At 63.7% G+C, this 19,659-nt stretch carries 18 protein-coding genes; 5 read left to right on the top strand and 13 right to left on the bottom strand.

Translation table 11 applies throughout. The features are described 5' to 3' along the window. Positions 1-202: 202 nt before the first annotated feature. Positions 203-1,078 (top strand): ATP-binding protein, encoded by an 876-nt coding sequence (locus NKH04_RS21735; protein ID WP_352539745.1) that lies wholly within the window; start codon positions 203-205, stop codon positions 1,076-1,078. 96 nt (positions 1,079-1,174) lie between these two features. On the opposite strand, the gene NKH04_RS21730 is transcribed toward NKH04_RS21735, so the two are convergent. The 13 genes from NKH04_RS21730 to NKH04_RS21670 all read right to left on the bottom strand — a co-directional run bounded on the left by NKH04_RS21730 (position 1,175) and on the right by NKH04_RS21670 (position 17,622). After that, the gene (locus NKH04_RS21730) at positions 1,175-2,707 is read right to left on the bottom strand and encodes a peptidoglycan DD-metalloendopeptidase family protein (RefSeq protein ID WP_352919060.1); all 1,533 of its coding nucleotides are present in this window, start codon (positions 2,705-2,707) and stop codon (positions 1,175-1,177) included. Positions 2,708-3,034: 327 nt separating this feature from the next. After that, complete coding sequence (locus NKH04_RS21725; RefSeq protein ID WP_352500868.1) at positions 3,035-3,700, bottom strand: protein-L-isoaspartate(D-aspartate) O-methyltransferase; 666 nt, start codon at positions 3,698-3,700, stop codon at positions 3,035-3,037. Beyond that, the gene (gene surE, locus NKH04_RS21720; RefSeq protein WP_352919058.1) at positions 3,697-4,455 is read right to left on the bottom strand and encodes a 5'/3'-nucleotidase SurE; all 759 of its coding nucleotides are present in this window, start codon (positions 4,453-4,455) and stop codon (positions 3,697-3,699) included. The genes NKH04_RS21725 and surE overlap by 4 nt, the downstream gene beginning before the upstream one ends. Continuing rightward, positions 4,455-5,759, bottom strand: coding sequence for a serine--tRNA ligase (gene serS / locus NKH04_RS21715; protein ID WP_353044933.1), 1,305 nt, complete (start codon positions 5,757-5,759; stop codon positions 4,455-4,457). The genes surE and serS overlap by 1 nt, the downstream gene beginning before the upstream one ends. A gap of 317 nt (positions 5,760-6,076) precedes the next feature. Further along, positions 6,077-6,940 (bottom strand): twin-arginine translocase subunit TatC, encoded by an 864-nt coding sequence (gene tatC, locus NKH04_RS21710; RefSeq protein WP_352919054.1) that lies wholly within the window; start codon positions 6,938-6,940, stop codon positions 6,077-6,079. Further along, the gene (gene tatB / locus NKH04_RS21705; protein ID WP_352470423.1) at positions 6,937-7,623 is read right to left on the bottom strand and encodes a Sec-independent protein translocase protein TatB; all 687 of its coding nucleotides are present in this window, start codon (positions 7,621-7,623) and stop codon (positions 6,937-6,939) included. Before tatB ends, tatC begins: the two co-directional genes overlap by 4 nt. A 28-nt stretch (positions 7,624-7,651) precedes the next feature. After that, positions 7,652-7,873: a twin-arginine translocase TatA/TatE family subunit gene (locus NKH04_RS21700; protein ID WP_352490594.1), complete on the bottom strand. Its 222-nt coding sequence runs from the start codon at positions 7,871-7,873 to the stop codon at positions 7,652-7,654. Between the two features lie 178 nt (positions 7,874-8,051). Next, a complete protein-coding gene (scpB, locus tag NKH04_RS21695; protein ID WP_352500872.1) occupies positions 8,052-8,831 on the bottom strand; it encodes an SMC-Scp complex subunit ScpB in 780 nt (259 codons plus the stop codon). Next, entirely contained in the window at positions 8,828-9,628 is an 801-nt protein-coding gene (locus tag NKH04_RS21690) for a segregation and condensation protein A (RefSeq protein ID WP_023678931.1), read from the bottom strand. The genes scpB and NKH04_RS21690 overlap by 4 nt, the downstream gene beginning before the upstream one ends. Positions 9,629-9,686: 58 nt before the next feature. Beyond that, positions 9,687-10,706, bottom strand: a complete 1,020-nt coding sequence (gene nagZ, locus NKH04_RS21685) for a beta-N-acetylhexosaminidase (protein ID WP_352539739.1) — start codon at positions 10,704-10,706, stop codon at positions 9,687-9,689. Positions 10,707-10,822: 116 nt separating this feature from the next. Beyond that, a complete protein-coding gene (locus NKH04_RS21680) occupies positions 10,823-14,485 on the bottom strand; it encodes an SPOR domain-containing protein (RefSeq protein ID WP_353044932.1) in 3,663 nt (1,220 codons plus the stop codon). A gap of 103 nt (positions 14,486-14,588) precedes the next feature. Beyond that, on the bottom strand, positions 14,589-16,346 hold the full coding sequence (gene argS, locus NKH04_RS21675) for an arginine--tRNA ligase (protein WP_352919052.1): 1,758 nt from the start codon (positions 16,344-16,346) through the stop codon (positions 14,589-14,591). Positions 16,347-16,407: 61 nt separating this feature from the next. Further along, positions 16,408-17,622 carry a deoxyguanosinetriphosphate triphosphohydrolase gene (locus NKH04_RS21670; RefSeq protein ID WP_352919050.1) on the bottom strand — a complete coding sequence of 405 codons (1,215 nt, stop codon included), beginning with the start codon at positions 17,620-17,622 and terminating at the stop codon, positions 16,408-16,410. A 73-nt stretch (positions 17,623-17,695) separates the two neighbouring features. Here NKH04_RS21670 and erpA point away from each other — a divergent pair, with 73 nt between their 5' ends. From erpA to NKH04_RS21650, 4 genes are all read left to right on the top strand, one after another. Continuing rightward, on the top strand, positions 17,696-18,043 hold the full coding sequence (gene erpA / locus NKH04_RS21665; protein WP_352919048.1) for an iron-sulfur cluster insertion protein ErpA: 348 nt from the start codon (positions 17,696-17,698) through the stop codon (positions 18,041-18,043). A 2-nt stretch (positions 18,044-18,045) separates the two neighbouring features. Next, on the top strand, positions 18,046-18,435 hold the full coding sequence (locus NKH04_RS21660) for a VOC family protein (protein WP_352470415.1): 390 nt from the start codon (positions 18,046-18,048) through the stop codon (positions 18,433-18,435). Positions 18,436-18,465: 30 nt separating this feature from the next. Further along, the gene (gene xth / locus NKH04_RS21655; RefSeq protein WP_352919047.1) at positions 18,466-19,260 is read left to right on the top strand and encodes an exodeoxyribonuclease III; all 795 of its coding nucleotides are present in this window, start codon (positions 18,466-18,468) and stop codon (positions 19,258-19,260) included. Positions 19,261-19,337: 77 nt separating this feature from the next. Continuing rightward, a complete protein-coding gene (locus NKH04_RS21650) occupies positions 19,338-19,655 on the top strand; it encodes a hypothetical protein (RefSeq protein ID WP_353044931.1) in 318 nt (105 codons plus the stop codon). The last annotated feature ends 4 nt before the right edge of the window (positions 19,656-19,659 follow it).

Raw genomic sequence — 19,659 nt, 5'->3', positions numbered from 1 at the left:
TTGCCAATGCAACTGCGCCGCCGGGCAAATCGGCTGCTTTTCCGGCCTGGTGAGCCGTGTTAGAGGATGATCCCCAAAAGCGACGCTCGGTTTCCGCAAAAGATCATGCCCGAACAAATGCTTGGGACGAGTTTCGAAACCGCTGAAATCAGGTAGGTTGGCCTGCCGCACCATCCTGAACGCGAGACAAAAAAGACAAGAGATGACGGACAGCACCATCGATACCCTGAGCCAGAAGCTCGACCGCCTGATCGAGGCGGTCGCCCGCCTCGCCCCGCCGCCGGTGCCGCAAACCGACCTGGGCGAGGCCGATTGCTTCGTCTGGCAGGCCGATCCCGGCTATCTGGAGCCGGTGCTCAAGGTCAACCGCGTCGACATCGGCCTGATCCGCGGGGTCGACCGCGTCCGCGACATATTGGTCGACAACACCGAGCGCTTCGCGTCAGGCTATGCCGCCAACAACGTGCTGTTGTGGGGCGCGCGCGGCATGGGCAAATCGTCGCTGGTCAAGGCGGTGCACGCCGCGGTCAACGCTTCGGCCAAGCTCGATCTGCCGCTCAAGCTTATCGAGATCCATCGCGAAGACATCGACACGCTGCCGAAGCTGATGGGCCTGCTGAAGGCAGCACCCTTCCGCTTCATCCTGTTCTGCGACGACCTGTCATTCGACCATGACGACACGTCCTATAAATCGCTGAAGGCAGCGCTTGAGGGCGGCGTCGAGGGCCGCCCGGCCAACGTCATCTTCTACGCCACCTCGAACCGGCGGCATCTGTTGCCGCGCGACATGATCGACAATGAGCGCTCGACGGCGATCAATCCGTCAGAAGCGGTCGAGGAAAAGGTTTCGCTGTCGGACCGTTTCGGCCTGTGGCTTGGCTTCCACAAATGTTCGCAGGACGAATATCTCGATATGATCGACGGCTATGTCCGCCATCACGATCTCGCCATCGATCCCGAGATGCTGCGCGCCGAGGCGCTGGAATGGGCGACGACGCGCGGCAGCCGTTCGGGCCGCGTCGCCTGGCAGTTCACCCAGGATCTGGCAGGCCGGCTCGGCAAGCCGCTCAAGGATTAGCCGCTCAACGACTAACAACAAAAGAAACCCGCACCTTGCGGAGCGGACTTCCTCGGCGGGCTGAAGGTCAGGTGGCCCGCAAATCGCTTTCGTCTTCTATTCGAGATAGGTCGAAGGATCGACCGGCGCCGAGTTCTTGCGCACTTCGAAATGCAGTTTCGGCGAGTCGGTGGTGCCGCTCATGCCGGACAGGGCGATTTCCTGGCCGCGCTTGACCTTCTGGCCGCGCTGCACCTCGATCGAGCTGGTGTGGCCGTAGACGGTGACCAGACCGTTTTCGTGCCGTACCAGCACCGTGTTGCCGAATTCCTTGAGGCCGTCACCGGCATAGATGACGACGCCGTTTTCAGCTGCCTTGACCGGCGTCCCCTCGGGCACGGCAATGTCGACGCCGTCCTTGCCGCCGCCGAAGCTTGAGATCACGCGGCCGCGCACCGGCCAGCGCATCTTGCCGATGCCCGTTGCGTCCGGCGCCACCGCATCGTCGTCCTCGGCCTGCTGGATGACTTTCGCGTCCTTCTTTGGCGGCGTGTAGGAGGCGAGCGTCTGCGTCGGCGTGGCCTTGGCAGGCGGCTGGGTGGTGGCCGTCGTCACCGGATCGACCTTTGCCGGCTTCGCGCCGGCGACGACAGCGGTTCCGCCTGCCGGCACTTTCAGGGTCTGGCCGATCTTGAGCAGTCCATCCTGCATGCCGTTCGCCTGCTTCAACGCGACGACGCCGACGCCGGTCTTTCTGGCGATGGCCGACAGCGTATCGCCTTGCTGAACCGTGTAGGTGCCGCCGGCACCGGCTGGCTTGGCCGTCGCCGAAGCCACTTTGGGCGCGGTCTTTCCATCCTTCGGCTGGCTCGCCGCAGCCGAGGCGTCCACCTGCGCGGCAGACTTGCCTTCCCTGAGCTTCGGTTGCTGCGGCAGCACGGCCACCTTCTCCGGCGCGTCGGCCGGCTGGTCGTGCCTGGTGCCGTTCGCGGGCTTGGCGTCGGCGACTTTCGGCGCGGCTCCGTTGCTCGAGTAAGCATAGGCCGGGATGACGAGCTTCTGGCCGGTCTTCAGCCCTTTGGTTGCGCTCAGCCCGTTGACTTTCATGATGGCATCCGCCGGCACGCCGTAGCGCCGCGACAGGCCGGAAATGGTCTCGCCATCCTTGACGATGATCTCGGTTGCATGCGGTGCGCCGGCGGCCGTCGCCATGCGCGGCGCGTCGGGCTCGGCGTTCTTGAACGGCCTTGCCGCCGGAGCAACGGTGCCGGTTGCCGTCCTGTCGACATGAGGAGCGGCAGGCGCCAGGGCCGGCGCGGCAGCGGTACGCACCGGGCGGGCGGCAGGGGCCAGGGCGGGAGCCGGCGGCGGCAGTTGCTGTGCCGTAACCGGTTCGAGGCTTGAGCGGCTGACCGACTGGGTGTGGCTGCCGTCGATCGGGGCGGCCGCAACATCGCCCGGATAAGGCTGGGCAGCATCCTGCTTGTCGATGATGGCGCGCTGGTTGTTGGTCGAGGCGGTGAACACGTCGTCGACGCTGTTGAACCGCGCCACTTGGGAACTACACCCCGTCGCAGCGCCTGCGATCATGAGGACGGCGCAGCCACGCGCCAGATTGCGTCCGTTTGCCTTCAAAACACTGAATTGCATCGCACTAACCCGCACAGACCCGGTACAACTGAGTGTGATTAAAGCGCGTTAATGTTACCGGTCGGTTAAACCTGTAGAATCAGACGCAAATTTTCTTAAAATATTCGAGGATCGAGCGCCGGGTGTGTCGAGATTCAGGTCAGGCGGAGCCGAAAATGGTGGGTTCCGAGAACCGGAGCGGAGCGTACTTTTGGGTACGTGAGCACCGGCCTACCCCGGCCATAGCTTTAACTGCCGCGACCTCTTATGAATGCTTCGGCCGGCGAAGGCCGGAAGCGGAGGAAGCCGCCATTTTGCAGGCCGGCCTCACCTGAATATCGACACAGTCTAGATCACCGCGGCGACACCGTGCAGGATCGGCTGCAGGCGCACCAGGCCGATATCCTCGCGTTCGAAGCGGCTGCCGACCTTGGTCAGCTTGGCCAGCACCTGCTCGCCTTCGTCGGGTCCGATCGGCGCGATGACGATGCCGCCGCTCGACAATTGGTCGAGCAGGAAGCGCGGTAGGCTGTCGAAGGCCGCCCAGGCGACGATGCGGTCGAACGGCGCTTCGTTGGCCAGCCCGTTGGAACCGTCCGCCTGGCGCACGATGACATTGCCGATGGCGAGCGCCTCGAGCCGCTGCCGGGCCTGTTCGGCCAGCGTCTTGTAACGGTCGATAGTGACGATCCGCGCGGCAAGCCGCGACATCACCGCCGCCGTGTAGCCGGATCCGGTGCCGATCTCGAGCACCCGGTTGCCCGGCTCGATGGCAAGTGCCGCGATCACCGCCGCCTGCAGGTCGGCGCCTTCGATGGCCTCGCCGCATTCGATCGGCAGCATACGGTCCGACCAGGCTATCGAGTGGAAATGCGGAGACAGAAAGCCGCGCCGCGGCGTCGCCTCGAAGGCGGCGATAAGCGCCTTCGGCACCGTCCCCCTGCCGCGCAGGCGAAGCAGGAAGGCAGCGAAACCTTCGCGCTCGTCGACCGTTGCAGCGTGGTTCAAGTTCATGCGAGCGCCTTGGCCAGTTGATCGCGGATTTCATGCGCGGTGAGATCGAGCTGCAGCGGCGTCACCGACACCAGCCGATTGCGCAAGGCATGGAGGTCGGTGCCTTGCTTGCCCTCGACTGGCTCGCGGCCGAAGCGCAGCCAGTAGTAAGGCAGGCCGCGCCCGTCGCGCCGCTCGTCGACCCACAGGCTGTGGACCAGCTTGCCCTGCGAAGTGACTACAGTTCCGGCGATCTCTTCCGGCGCACAGTTCGGAAAATTGACATTGAGCAGCACGTCATCCCGCAACGGCACGGCGACGAGCTTTGCGAGCAGGGCCGGCGCCAGCGCTTCGGTGGTCTCGTAAGGAACGACGCGGTCCTCGCCGACATAGGAATAGGCCTGGCTGATGGCGATCGATCGCACGCCGAGCAGCGCGCCTTCCATGGCGCCGGCGACCGTGCCCGAATAGGTGACGTCGTCGGCGATGTTGGCGCCGGAATTGACGCCTGACAGGATCAGGTCAGGGGCTTCGGGCAGGATCTTCTTCACGCCCATGATGACACAGTCGGTCGGCGTTCCGCGCACCGCAAAGTGCTTTTCGCCGATTTTCCTGAGCCGCAGCGGCTCCGAGATCGACAGCGAATGCGCATAGCCGGACTGATCCTGTTCCGGTGCCACCACCCAGACGTCGTCCGACAGCGTACGCGCGATGCGTTCGAGTGATGCAAGGCCCTCGGCATGGATGCCGTCGTCGTTGGTCAGAAGGATGCGCATTATTTCGATTCGATCTTTTCCAGACCGCCCATGTAAGGCCGAAGCGCTTCAGGAATGGTTACGCTGCCGTCCTCGTTCTGATAATTTTCGATGACGGCAATGAGCGCACGGCCGACGGCGGTGCCGGAGCCGTTCAGCGTGTGGACGAAGCGGTTGCCCTTGCCGTCCTTGTCCTTGTAGCGGGCGTCCATGCGCCGCGCCTGGAAATCGCCGCATACCGAGCACGACGAGATCTCGCGATAGGCGTTCTGGCCGGGCAGCCAGACCTCGATATCGTAGGTCTTGCGCGCGCCAAAGCCCATATCGCCTGTGCACAGCGTCATGGTGCGGAACGGCAGGCCGAGCCGTTTCAGCACCTCCTCGGCGCAGGCGGTCATCCGCTCGTGCTCGGCAACCGAAGTCTCCTGGTCGGTGATCGAGACCAGCTCGACCTTGTAGAACTGGTGCTGGCGCAGCATGCCGCGCGTATCGCGCCCGGCCGAGCCCGCCTCGGAGCGGAAGCACGGCGTCAGCGCCGTATAGCGCAGCGGCAGTTTTTCGTGCGGCGTGATCTCGTCGCGAACGAGATTGGTGAGCGGCACTTCGGCGGTTGGGATTAGGCCAAGCCTGCCGTCCCCGTGCCGAACGAAGAATAAATCCTCCTCGAATTTCGGCAGTTGCCCGGTCCCGAAAAGCACCTCGTCGCGCACCATCAACGGCGGCTGGATCTCTCCATAGCCGTGCTCGGTGGTGTGCAGATCCAGCATGAACTGGCCGAGCGCGCGTTCCATCCGCGCTAGGCCGCTTTTGAGCACGGTGAAGCGCGAGCCGGAAAGCCGTGCTGCCCGCTCGAAATCCATCATGCCGAGCGCTTCGCCGATCGCGAAATGCTCCTTCACCCAGTTCGGCCGCGTCGGCACCTTGCCGACGACGCGTTTGACGACGTTGTCGTGCTCGTCCTTGCCGACCGGCACGTCGTCGAACGGCACGTTTGGCAGCACTGCCAACGCATCGTTCAGCGCCTTGTCGAGCTCGCGCTCGCGCGCCTCGCCATTCTGGATGAAGGCCTTGATCTCGCCGACCTCGGCCTTCAGCCTTTCGGCAAGAGCTGCATCGCCCGAGCGCATGGCATTGCCGATCTCCTTCGATGCGGCGTTGCGGCGTTCCTGCCTGGTCTGCAGCTCGGTCAGATGCTCGCGCCGCGCCTCATCCGCGGCGATCAGGTCGTCGACCGTGGACTGCGCATCCCCGGCCGACCACGAGCGCTTCTGGAGCGCCTCGACAAGGGCCTTCGGGTTGTCGCGAATCCATTTGATGTCAAGCATGGTCTGTTCGTCCTCGGCACGGCGGTTTCGGGGCAAGGAAATGCCCAAAACAAAGACCAGAGGGCGTAAACCGCATCCCTGATCGATGCAAGATGTCAAGCCGAGTTCCTTCGCGCCCCCCTCTGTCCTGCCGACATTGATGTCGGCAGCACTCGCAACATTTGGTCGAAAGGAATCTGAACCAAAAAAACCCGCCTCAGTGGGCGGGTCGTCGGCGCCGAATCAGCACCATACCCAAATTAATAGCATAGCTGCCGGCACAAAGCAAGAACAAAGTTGCTATGGCCGGCAAAAAATGCTGCCCGTTTCAACCGAACCTACGTCGAAGACGCGTCCGCCGGCTTTTCGGCCACCTCTTCGGTGGCGTCCTGCTTTTCGCGGGCCACACGGTCGCGCTCCTTGCTGCGTTCGATCAGCCGGGCCGACCAGATCGAGACCTCGTAGAGCAGGATCGTCGGAATGGCGAGGCCGATCTGGCTCATCGGGTCGGGCGGCGTCAGCACCGCCGCCACCACAAAGGCGATGACGATCGCCCATTTGCGCTTCTCGGCCAGGGCCGTTGACGACAGCATGCCGACCCGCGTCATCAGGCTTGTCACCACCGGCAGCTGGAACACCAGGCCGAAGGAGAAGATCAGCGTCATGATCAGACTGAGATATTCGGACACTTTCGGCAGCAGCGAAATCTGCACCTGGTCGTTGGTGCCGGTCTGCTGCATGGCGAGGAAGAACCACATCACCATCGGCGTGAAGAAGAAATAGACCAGCGATGCGCCCATCAGGAACAGGATCGGCGAGGCGATCAGGAACGGCAGGAAGGCGTTGCGCTCGTTTTTGTAGAGGCCGGGCGCGATGAATTTGTAGATCTGCGTGGCGATCAGCGGAAAGGCGATGACCATGCCGCCGAACATGGCGAGCTTGACCTGGGTAAAGAAGAACTCCTGTGGCGCCGTATAGATCAGCTCGACCTTGTGCGGGTCGAGCCCGGCCCACTGGGTCGCCCATCTGAACGGAATGACCAGAAGGTTGAACAGCCGCTTGGCGAAAAAGAAGCAGACCAGGAAGGCAACAAAAAAACCGCCGATCGACCAGATCAGCCGCCGGCGCAACTCGATCAGGTGCTCCATCAGCGGAGCCGACGATTTCTCGATTTCGTCCTTATCCTTATCCGAAGTGCTCACTTTGCGGCTCCCGCCGTTTTCCTGGCGGCCGGCTTCTTCGTTGCTGACGCCGGCTTCTTCGCTGCTGACGACTGCGCTTTTTGCTCAGCTTTTGCGGCAGCCTTTGGCGCAGCAGTCTTTGCCGGCTTGGCCGGGACGGCGGCCGCGGCTTTCGCGGGCGCTGGCTTCTTCTTTGCCGCAGGTGCTTTTTTCGGCACGGCCGCTGCAGCCGTTTGCGCCTGCACTGCCGGCGCTACGACGGACTCGTCCGTCATCGCCGGAAAGATCGGCGTGGCCGGCGTCGGCTCCGGCGGGCTGACGCCCGGCATCGTCGTTGCGCCGTTCTTAAGCGGCTCGGCCGCCTGCTCCGTCGAAGCGGCGGCATCGACGGCCGGCTTGGGTTTCATCACTGCGTCGACGCCGGAACGGACGTCGGCGGCGGCCTGCTCGAATGGATTGAGCTGCTTCCTGATCTCGGCGGCCGGATTGAGGCTTCTCAGCGAATCGACCGACTTCTTGACGTCGTCGAGCTCGGCTTCCTTCAACGCATCGTTGAACTGCCGCTGGAAATCGGACGCCATGGCGCGCAGCTTCGCCGTCGTGCGGCCGAAGGTGCGCAGCATGTTGGGCAAATCCTTGGGCCCGACGACCACGATCATGACGATCGCGATCACCAGCATCTCGGTCCAGCCGACTTCGAACATGGCTATACGTTCCGACTAAAGTTTGGGCTCAGCTTTTGCTGGCCTTTTCCTTCGGTACCGAAACGGTTTCGTCGGCACGGTGTTCAACGGTACGCTTGTCCTCGGCAGTCTCGTCGTCCGCCATGCCCTTCTTGAAGCTCTTGATGCCCTTGGCCATGTCGCCCATCAACTCGGGGATCTTGCCGCGGCCGAACACCAGCAGCACGATCACCAGAACGATCATCCAGTGCCAAATCGAAAATGAACCCATAGCAAATCTCTCTCGAACGGTTTCCCAGACGCTGATCTATGCGCTTTCGGGTTCGGATTCAAACAGAACTGCGACAGAGTTCATGAATGAGTCGCCGAAGTCACGCACTTTCGGAACGGCGGCCCGCTACCAATCGGCGCAGTTCCATCCTGCCTGTGGCTTTAAGATGGCGCTCGGCTCAATCTTCCGTGACGCGCGGCGTCAAAAGGCCGAGTTCTTCGAGGTCGATGTCGGTCAGCGGATCCTCGTCGTCGGTGAGCGCATCGGCGTCGGCCGGCGGCAGCGGCACCGAGAAATTCGACGGCATGCGGCCGGACAGCAGCCCGGCACCCTTCAATTCCTCCATGCCGGGGAGATCACGTATCTCCTCCAGTGCGAAATGGTCGAGGAAAATGTCGGTCGTGCCATAAGTGACGGGACGGCCGGGCGTGCGGCGCCGGCCGCGCATCCTCACCCATTCGGTCTCCATCAGCGTGTCGAGCGTCCCCTTTGACGTCTCGACACCGCGGATGTCCTCGATCTCGGCGCGCGTTACCGGCTGGTGGTAGGCGATGATCGCCAGCACTTCGAGGGCGGCGCGGGACAGCTTGCGCTGCTGCACCGTGTCACGGCTCATCAGGAAGGCGAGGTCGCCGGCGGTGCGAAACGCCCAGGCATCGCCGACGCGCACCAGATTGACGCCGCGCCGCGCATAGATCTGCTGCAGTTCGGCCATTGCCGCGGCAATGTTGATGCCGTCGGGCAGTCGCGAAGTGAGCTGTTTTTCGCTGACCGGCTCGGCGCTGGCGAATACGATCGCCTCGGCCATCCGTACGGCCTCCGCCATATGCAGCCGCTCGCCAGGATTCCGCGACAAATTCTGCCCCTGATTTTGTGCCGGGTTTTCGGCGACCGCGCCTTGCTCGGCGTCGTCGTCGACCTTGAACGGAATGACCGAAGCGTTGGCGCGTTCGTTCATGGTGTTACCTCGACTATCTTGATGGCCTGGGCGCGGCCGCGCAGATAAAGCGGCGCGAACACCTGGTCCTGCCGCATTTCCATCTTGCCTTCGCGCACCAGTTCCAGCGTCGCCGCAAACGAGCTGGCAACCGCGGTGCGCCGCTCTTCCGGGCCGGCCAGATATTCGACCAGGAAACTGTCGAGCGCCGTCCAGTCGCGCAGCGACCCGATCAGCCTGGTCAGCACGTCGCGCGCATCCTTGAGCGACCACACGCCGCGCCTGGCGATCGTCACATTGGTGATCGCCTGCTTCTGGCGCTGCTGGGCATAGGCGGTCAACAGGTCGTAGAGCGAGGCCGAATAGGCATTGCGCTTCTCGACGATAACCATTTCCGGCATGCCGCGTGCAAACACGTCGCGTCCGAGCCGGTTGCGGTTGACCAGCCGTGCCGCCGCGTCGCGCATCGCCTCCAGCCGCTTCAGCCGGAACTGCAGCACCGCCGCCAGTTCCTCGCCGCTTTCGCCTTCGTCGCCGGGCTGCTTGGGGATCAGGAGCTTCGACTTGAGAAACGCCAGCCACGCCGCCATCACCAGATAGTCGGCGGCAAGCTCCAGTCTCAGCGCCCTCACCTTCTCGACGAAGGCCAGATACTGTTCGGCCAGCGCCAGGATCGAGATGCGCGACAGGTCGACCTTCTGATTGCGGGCAAGATGCAGCAGAAGATCGAGAGGACCTTCGAAGCCGGCCACATCGACGACCAACGCCGGATCGCCGGTCAGCCGGGAATCGTCGTTCTCGGCCCACAAGCGGTCCATCGGTGCGGCCTTGCCGGCCTTCAGGTCCAATGTTTCCGCCACTTCGCTTCCTTTGATGCTAGGCCACCGCGTCGAAATAACTGGCAAATTCGGTCCGAATCTCGGTCTCGTCCGCCACGTCACGGTTCCTGATATAGGTCAGCGCCCGCTCCGCGCGTTCAAACGACTTGCCTTCCAGCCCGGTCGTGCGCGATGCAATGCCGGCCATCTCCTCGAACACGCCGTTGCAGTGAAGGACCAGATCGCAGCCCGCCGCAAGGATAGCGGCCGCCTTTGACGGGAAATCCCCAGAAAGTGCCTTCATCGAGGTGTCGTCGCTCATCAACAGCCCGTCGAAGCCGATTTCGTCGCGGATGATCTTTTCGATGACCTTGCCGGATGTGGTGGCCGGGTTCTTCGGGTCGATCGCGCTATAGACGACATGCGCCGTCATCGCCATCGGCAAATGGTTGAGCTCCCTGAACGGGGCAAAATCATGCCGCTGCAAGTCGCCGATCGAGGCGTCGACGGTCGGCAGTTCGAAATGCGTATCGGCGAAGGCCCTTCCATGACCGGGAATATGCTTCATCACCGGCAGCACGCCGCCCGCCATCAGGCCTTCCGCCGCGGCGCGACCCAATTCGATGACGGCGCGCGGCTCCTTTCCATAGGCGCGCGCGCCGATGACGTCGCTGGCGCCCTCGATCGGCACGTCGAGCACCGGCAGGCAATCCGCCGTGATTCCGTAGCGCAGCAGGTCGAAGGCATGCAGCCGCGCCATCAGCCATGCGGCACGGGTGCCGGCGTCATGGTCGTCGCGCCACAAGGCGCCGAGTGCACCGGCAGCCGGATAGTTCGGCGCCAGCGGCGGCCGCAGGCGCTGCACCCGGCCGCCCTCCTGGTCGATGAACACCGGCGCATCCGCACGCCCGACGCAGTCGCGCATCGCGGCGACCAGATCGCGGATCTGCTCGGTCTCGCCGATATTGCGCGCAAACAGGATGAAGCCCCACGGGCATTCGTTGCGATAGAAACGGATCTCGTCGCGGGTCAGTGATTTCCCGGCGCAGCCGAGGATCATGGATTTTGATTCGGTCATGCGGAACAGTTTAGAGCTTCGCGCCGACAAAGGGAATCGCCCGCAATTGCCTTCAGAGGTTTCCGTTCACGCAAAAAAGCCGGCGCGGACGCCGGCTTTTCGAGAGGTTTTGGTGCCTAGTGGGACACGAAGCAATTGCCGCCGGCAGCCTTGTAGCTGGTGCACAGTTTGATCGCCTCGTTGCGAGACTGCGCCGGAACGCGGACGCGGTAGAAGGTGCCCTTGCCGGCGATCTCGGCCTTGACGATGTTGGCGGTGCGGCCGGAAAGCACGCTGCCGTAGCGGCGCTGCAGATCCTGGTAAGTCGCCTGGGCGCTTTCGACTGTCGGCTGCGAAGCGATCTGTATCGACCACGAACCAGCCCCGGCCGCGGCCGGATCGATGGAAGCGACCTGATCGGGCTTGACCTCGCCAACCACATCGACCGGCTGGTCGGACGGGCGCTGCGGCGCCACCGGAACCGTGGCCGGGGTGCTGGCGGACTGCTTGCTGGCTGACGCCTGGGCCTTGGCTTCAGCCTTTGTGTCGGGCTTGGGCGCCGGCTGCAGCTTGGAGGTTTCGGCCTGATCGCCGCTCGCCTGGTCGCCACTCGGCTGGTCATCAATCTTCGGATCGCTTGTTATTTGGTCGATCAGGGGCACGGTGCCGGTCTGCGCGGCGGCGTCGGCCTGGGCCGACGGAGCCACGTGCTGCGGCGCCGGATCGGCCGGCTCGGCAGCAGCCATCTGCGGGGCGGCAGGCGCCGGATCCTCGCGCGCCACCAGCGAGCCGTCAGGTTTCACGACCATCGTCCGTACCTTGCGCGGCGCAACGGCGACGATCTCGGGGGTTGCACCCTTCTCGGCCTCCTGCAGAACCTGCGCGATGCGATCCTCGGACTTGGGCGCCGGTGCGGCGGCGGTTTCGGCAGCGCCAGCCGCACTGGCGCCAAGCGTGCTGGAGTCAGACGCGCTGGTGCCGGGCGCATTGGTGCCAGACCCGCCGGTGTCGGACGCCGCGGTGCCGGGCGCGTCGATATCGTCCGCGGCATCGGGGTCATTGGGCGAAAGATCGACGACGCGGCTCTCCGGTTCGTTGGCCTTCAGGTCCACAGGCTCTTCGGTGTTGGTGACCAGCTTCTGCTGAACCGGCTCGGCGGGCTTGGTGCCCTTGACCACAGCGTCATAAACCTTGTTGTCCTGGTTCGGCACGACGGTGCCGCCTGGATTTTCCGGCTTGATCTTGATCGGCCTGTTGTCGGCCTTGACGATAACCGGCGCATCGCCGCCGCTCTTGCCGCCGAGGGTCAACGCAAAGGCGCCAAGGCCTCCGGCGATCGCCACGGCGCCGACCACCGCACCTATCAGCAGCCCACGCCGGCGCGGCTGCCTTTCGGCCCCGCGTTCGGCAAGGCCCGGAACCGACATCTCCTCGTCCAGTTCGGGATCGTAGTCGAGCTCATCGAAGGTGAAATCGTCGGCCTGCGAAACCGGCTGGCCACCGGGCAATGGGCCCAGATCGAAACCGTCCGCTGCATCGGCATAGGAAGCGGCTGCCGCGCTGACGGGCGCTTCCGCAGGCTTGGCGCCATAGGCGCGCGTCTCGCTACGATCTTGCTTATACCCAGACACGAAGCCGGCATCGTATTCATCGTCATAGCCAGCACTGCGCACCGGGGCAGGCGCTATATCCGTTGCATTCATTTCGGTGAGAAGGCTGGCAAAATCGGCATCGAGATCGTCGTAGGCGGGCGCCACCGGCTCGTCATCGTCGAAGTTGAGCTCCGGAATGTCGAGATCGTCCGCCAGCGCCACGACGCGCTCGGGTACGTCGACCGTCTCGACATCGGGCATCTCGTCATAGGCGGAAGGCTGTTGATGCGAGGTTGGTGCAGCTTCCACGTAGGCGGGCCGATCTTCATAGGATGACCTATCTTCACGGGATGCCTGGCCTTCATAGGACGGCCTCTCTTCGACCGGTGCGGCCCGATAGGACGGCGTTGCAGCCGGCTGCGGCGGTGGTGCCGGACGCGCCGAAGCCACCGGCTGGCTTGCAAAAGCGGGTTGAGGCTGTGCGACCGGTGTCACGCGGCTCCACGAGCGGGCCGGCTCGGGCGGTGTGGCGCGTGTCGTCAGCCAGTTCAGCGCATCGAGCGGGTCTTCCTCGGCAGCAGCTGCCGCACTCTTGTCGGCCGAGTCGTGATCCAGGCCGATATTCCTGGCGAAGTCGGCATCGAGCGCATCGCTGTCGAGATCATCCGCGGGTCCGGCAGCGGCTTCAACACCGAAATCCTCGCCTTCAAGCTCATCGAGGAGGACACTGCCGAGATCGGCGTCATCGGCGGCACTGGACTGCTGCGGCTCAGCGGGCTCGTGCTCGTCGAGTTCCCAATCCAGCTCGTCGACAGCATGCACCGGCTCGTTGGCGACGTCTTTGACCGCCGCCATTGGCTGTTCAGCGGCCACTGCTGGCTTCTGAATTACCGGCGCGATAGGCTGCTGAACAGCCATCACGGGCTTCTGGGCAGTCTGCGGGCTTGTCTGAGGTTCGTTGACCACTTGTGCCGGCCGTGTGCTCATCGCACCGAGCAGCGCGTTCAGTTCGTCTTCCAGGCTGCGTTCCTCAGCCACTGGGGCCGTCGGGACGACAGCGGCCGGCGCCGCTGGTTCGGCCGCAACCTGCGCCACGGGCTCTTCGGCTTCCTCGGCAGGCGCATCGTCGAAGCTCAGATCGAAATCGTCGTCGAACGCCGCTTCAGCGGCCGTGCCGGAAAGCCGGGCGGCCTCTGGCTCTTCGATCGACTGCTCTTCGATAAACTCTGGTTCTTCGATTTCGGCAGGCCCGTCCGAGCGAACGTCGAAGTCCATCTCGACATCGGCCATGGCATCATCGAAATGGCCGGCAAGATCCTCATCGGCCGAAACCGCATCAACCGGCGATGCCGGGGCGGCGACGTTTTCCGCCGGCTCATGCTCGTCGAACATCAGCTCGTCTTCGAGCGAGCTTGCAACGGCATCGTCGAACTCGTCATCGAACGCAGGCGCGGCCCCATGCGCGGCGGTTTCAACGGCGACGGTCTGCTCCATCGGCTCATGCTCTTCGAGCATCAGCTCGTCTTCGAGCGAACTTGCCACGGCGCTGTCGAACTCATCGTCGAAGGCGGGCTCGTCGACCGGCTCGATCGCCTCGGCTGCGGCCCTGGGTTCATCCTCGCCGGTCACCGCGATCTTGGCCGTCACATCGTCGTGCCGAAAATCCTGGTCGAGCGAGGCGGCAAGTTCGTCGTCACTCGAAAGGTCGTCCTCGAACGGCGACACGTCTTCGAGCGAGCCGGCGATGCCGTTATCGAACTCGTCGTCGAGCTCCGGCTCGACGGAGGGAGCGAACGCCCTTTCGGGGGCGGAGGCAATTTCGTCGGCGGCAACAGGAGCGGCCGCAACAGGAGCAGCATCATCCGCCGCACTGTCGTCGAACGCGAAATCCTGTTCGAACGAGGCAGCAAGCGCGTCCTCCATTTCGTCGGCGGCGGCCGGTTCGGGTGTCGGCTCGCGAAGCTTGGCAGGGGAAGCATTGTCATTGGCGTCGGCGCCGAATTCGCCCATCAACTCCTTCTCGAGATCGATCTCGAAATCGCCCTCGTCCACCGACGGTTCGGCGGCAGCGGTTTTCGGCTGTGCCGGCGTTTGCGGTTTGACCGGCTGGCGCGGGTCGAACCCCATGATCCTGGTCAGTTCCGCGAACGGATCATCGTTGGCGATGTCGTTGTGGTCGGCTGCTCTCAGCTGGGTTCTGTCTGCCATTATTGTTCCCGAACTCGCACTCATTCGGACGCCATGGACGTCGCGTAGGGTTGGCCCTTACCAGCGCAATGTGGGCAAAAGGTGACAGGTTTTTTACTCAAACCTAACGCATTTCGGTGGGCGCATTGGCTCCGATCAGCGTCAGGCCGGACGTCAAAACGTCCGAAACAGCCTGCACCAGCCCTAGTCTGGCATGCGTCAATTGTCGGTCGTTAACCTTAACAAAACGTAAGTCGGGATTATCGGTGCCCCGGTTCCAGTGTCCGTGGAAGCTGGAAGCGAGTTCGTAGAGGTAGAATGCCAGCCGGTGGGGCTCGAGCGCGAGCGCCGCGGCTTCGATCAGCCGAGGATATTCGGCGAGCTTCCTGATCAGGCCGATCTCCCCCTCATCGGCCAGCAAAGCCACTTGGGCGGCCAGCTGGCTGCGGTCGAACATGGCCTCGCCCAATTGCTCGCTCGCCTGCCGGAACACCGAATGGCAGCGCGCCGAGGCGTACTGCACGTAGAACACCGGATTGTCCTTCGACTGCTCGGTCACCTTGGCGAAGTCGAAGTCGAGCGGCGCGTCGTTCTTGCGGTAGAGCATCATGAAGCGAACTGCATCTCGTCCAACTTCTTCGATGACCTCCCGAAGAGTGACGAAATTCCCAGTTCGCTTTCCCATCCGCACCGGCTCGCCGGCGCGAAACAGCCTCACCAGCTGGCAAAGCAGCACGGTAAGCTTGACCTCGTCGCCGGCAATCGCCCGGGCAAGCGCTTCCAGCCGTTTCACGTAGCCGCCGTGATCGGCGCCAAGCACATAGATCAGGTTGACGAAGCCGCGATCGACCTTGTCCTTGAGGTAGGCGACATCGGCGGCGAAATAGGTGAAGGTGCCGTCCGACTTGACCAGCGCCCGGTCCATGTCGTCGCCGACCGCGGTCGAGCGAAACAGCGTCTGCTCGCGGTCCTCCCAGTCCTCCGGCTTCTCGCCCTTGGGCGGCGGCAGCTTGCCCTTGTAGATATGGCCCTTCAGCGTCAGGTCGCTGATCGCCGAGCGAATCTTCTTGGCATTGTTGGCATGCAATGTGCGCTCTGAGAAAAAGACGTCGTGATGCACGTTGAGCAGCGCCAGATCCTCACGGATCATCGCCATCATCGCATCGATCGTCCTGTCCTTGACGATGGCAAGCGCCTCTTCGTCCGGCATCTGCAGCAGGGAGCGGCCGAATTCGCTGGCCAGCGCCTGACCAACGGGGATCAGATAGTCGCCTGGATAAAGCCCGGCCGGAATGTCGCCGATCTCATCGCCGAGCGCTTCGCGGTAGCGCAGCATGACTGAGCGTCCGAGCACGTCGATCTGCGAACCGGCATCGTTGATGACGTATTCCTTGGTCACGTCGTAACCGGCGAAGGCCATCAGATTGGCCAGCGCGTCGCCGACCACAGCACCCCGGCAATGGCCGACATGCATCGGGCCGGTCGGGTTGGCCGAGACATATTCGACATTGGTTTTCTTGCCGCCGCCGACAGTCGAGCGGCCGTAGTTGCGGCCTTCGCCGAGCAGCGCCGTCAGATGCGCCTGCCAGAAACCGTCCTTGAGCCTGAGATTGACGAAGCCCGGGCCGGCGATCTCGGCGGCCGCGATATCCTCGTCGGCGCGCAGCGCCTCGGCCAGCCTTTCGGCCAGCGCACGCGGGCTCTGGCCGGTCGGCTTGGCCAACACCATGGCAGCGTTGGTCGCGAGGTCGCCATGGCTGGCATCGCGCGGCGGCTCGACGGCGATGCGCGACAGGTCCGGCGACGCGCCATCCTTGTCTTTCAAATCAAGCGCTTCGACGGCCTTTATGATTCGCGCGTTGAAATCGGCGAAGATGTTCATTGCTATGGCTCTGACGGTTTTGCATGGATCCGGCGCGTTGGCCGGCAAAATCGCGCCCGCCCTAGCTCAAATCCGGCGTATGGTCAAACAAACGCCTGTGTTCCTTGAGCGCATAAGTGTCCGTCATGCCGGCCAGGAAATCGGCAACACTGCGCGCCTTGACGCGGTCCTCTGCCCGGTCGAGCCCTTCGCGCCAGCCATCCGGCATGGCGCGCGGATCGGCGAAATAGACGTCGAACAGGTCCCTGACGATCTGGTCGGCATCGGCGCGCACCCGCATGACCTCCGCATGCCGGTAGAGGTGCTTGTAGAGAAAGGCCTTCAGCTCCTTTTCCGATACGGCCGTCTCGGCGGAGAAGCTCACCATCGTCTCGCCGGCCGCCCTTACCGCTTCGGCGCTGTCGGGCTGGATGCGCGCCAGATTGGCCGTCGTCGAGACGATCACGTCCTCGACCATGATGGTGATCTGCCGGCGCATCAGCTCGTGGCCGGTGCGTACGTCATCGAGCGCCGGATAGCGCTGACGCACGCCCTTGAGGATCGACCCCGGCAGCGAGACGCCCTCCAGCATATCGAGCGTCAACAGCCCTGCCCTCAAGCCGTCATCGATGTCGTGGGTGTTGTAGGCGATGTCGTCGGCAATCGCCGCGCACTGCGCCTCGATACCAGCGAAGCGGTCGAGCTCGAGGTCGTGCAGTTCGGAATAGTCGCGGATGGCCTGCGGCACCGGCCCCTTCAGCCCTTTCCCCTTGGCATCGGTCAGCGGGCCATTGTGCTTGACCAGCCCCTCCAGCGTTTCCCAGGTGAGGTTCAGCCCATCGAACTCGGCATAGCGCCGCTCCAGCCGCGTCACCACACGCAGCGACTGTGCATTGTGGTCGAAGCCGCCCCAGGCGGCCATCTTGTCGTTCAGCGCGTCCTCGCCGGTATGGCCGAAGGGCGTGTGGCCGAAGTCGTGCACCAGGGCCACCGCCTCGGCCAGGTCCTCGTCGCCGCGCAGCGCCCGCGCCAGAGCGCGTGCGATTTGCGCCACCTCGATCGAATGCGTCAGCCTCGTCCGGTAATGGTCGCCTTCGTGCGCGACGAACACTTGCGTCTTGTGCTTCAGCCGGCGGAACGCCGTCGAATGGATGATGCGGTCGCGGTCGCGCTGGAACGGCGTGCGCGTCGGGCTTTCCACCTCGTCGAACAGCCGCCCGCGCGACTTCGCCGGGTCGCTGGCATAGGCCGCGCGCGGCCGATAGCCGAATCCGATGTCGCCCAACTCGTTGGTCATAGCGTATGCCGCAGTTGACTTGCCCCGTCGCGCTTCATACCTATCATACGAAACCGAATGCAAGGTGACGCCCATGGGCGCTGATGCCAAGACCGCCATGAAAGTCGAGATGACCGACGCCGCCGCCAGGCGGATCGCCAAGATTGTGGCGAGCGAAGCCGGCAAGACGGCGCTGCGCGTTTCGGTCGAGGGCGGCGGCTGTTCCGGCTTCTCCTACAAGTTCGACCTGGTCGATGGGCGCAATGACGACGACGTCGCCATCGAGAAGGACGGCGCCATCGTGCTGATCGACGACCTGTCGCTGGTCTATATGGGCGGCTCGGTGATCGATTTCGTCGACGATCTGATGGGCCAGTCGTTCCAGATCAGAAACCCCAATGCGGTCGCCTCCTGCGGCTGCGGCACCAGCTTCTCGATCTAGAAATGCCCGACATCGGCGCGGTCCGTCAGGTCGCGCTTTCCGCCGGGCGCGACCTCGATGCGACGCTGGCGTTCTGGCGCGAGGTGCTCGGCATGAACCTGCATGCGCGTTTCGATCCGCCGGGCATCGCCTTTATCATGGCCGGTGACGTGCGCCTGCTTTTCACCGACGGCCTGCCTGCCGGCACCGTCTATCTCGACATATCGGGCCTCGACGAGTTCCACGCTTCGGCAAGGGCCGCCGGTGTTCCCTTCACTGCGCCGCCGGCGCTCGTCCATCGCGACACCGAAGGCCTGTTCGGCCAGGCGGGGGAAAGCGAATGGATGGCCTTCCTAAAGGACCCGGCAGGCAATACGATCGGCCTTGTCGAACGTCATCCACCGGATCGCTAGTCTCCGGACCACCAGCCTATCGAGGCCGCCATGAAAATCGTCACCTGGAACATCAACGGCGTTCGTGCCCGCATCGGCAATTTGACCCATTGGCTGACGGAAAGCGCGCCCGACATCGCCTGCCTGCAGGAGATCAAGACGGTCGACGAGCAGTTTCCCCGCGCCGAGATCGAGGTGCTCGGCTACAATGTCGAGACTTACGGCCAAAAAGGCTTCAACGGCGTCGCCATCCTGTCGAAGCTGCGTTTCGACGAGGTCAATCGCGGTTTGCCGGGCGACGATGCCGACGAGCAGGCGCGTTTCATCGAGGGCGTGTTCTCGACCGACAAGGGCGCCTTGCGCGTTGCCTCGATCTATCTGCCGAACGGCAACCCGATCGACGACGAGAAGAAGTTCTCCTACAAGCTTTCCTGGATGGCGCGACTTGAGCGCTGGGCCGAGGAGCGGCTTGCTCTGGAAGAGCCGCTGGTCCTGGCCGGCGACTACAATGTCATTCCCGAGCCGATCGACGCGAAGTATCCGGAAAACTGGCTAAGCGATGCACTGTTCCAGCCCGCGACGCGGCAAGCGTTCCGGCGGCTGAAGAATCTCGGCTTCACCGAAGCCGTGCGTGCCGTCACCGACGCCCCGGACATTTTTACGTTCTGGGACTATCAGGCCGGCGCCTGGCAGAAGAACAACGGCATCCGCATCGACCACCTGCTTCTGTCGCCCGAAGCCGCCAACTGGTTTTCCTCGGCTTCGATCGAAAAACAGGTGCGCGCCTGGGAAAAACCCTCCGACCACGTGCCGGTGGCGATCGATCTGGCGCTGCAGCCGGCCTGACCGGAGCTGCTGCCCGGCGGCACATTGATAAGTTGACCTCTTATCGCCACAAATCGCGCGCTTAATGAGAAATCATCATGGTGGCTGGGGTTCCCATGACTACTCGATTTGCACTCTGCCCGATCGGCTGCGCGCTTGCGATGGCGGTGGCGACGCCGGCTTTTGCCGATGCAGAGTGCCTGGCTAACGGCAAATCATTCCAGATCGGCCGGGTCGCCTGCCTGACGCTTGCCGGCCAAAGCTACCTCGCACGTTGCGAGATGGTGCTCAACAACACGTCCTGGACAAAGCAGCGGGATGGCTGCCCGGAGAACAAGCTGGCCCCACATCTGCAGGGCACGCCGATCTCAACACCGGCGCCCAGCGGCATGCCGGCGGAACCGACCGACAATTGATCTA

The sequence above is a fragment of the Mesorhizobium sp. M1365 genome, from assembly GCF_040317865.1.
In the GTDB taxonomy this organism is placed as follows: domain Bacteria; phylum Pseudomonadota; class Alphaproteobacteria; order Rhizobiales; family Rhizobiaceae; genus Mesorhizobium.
This window is presented reverse-complemented; position numbering and strand designations above follow the sequence as displayed.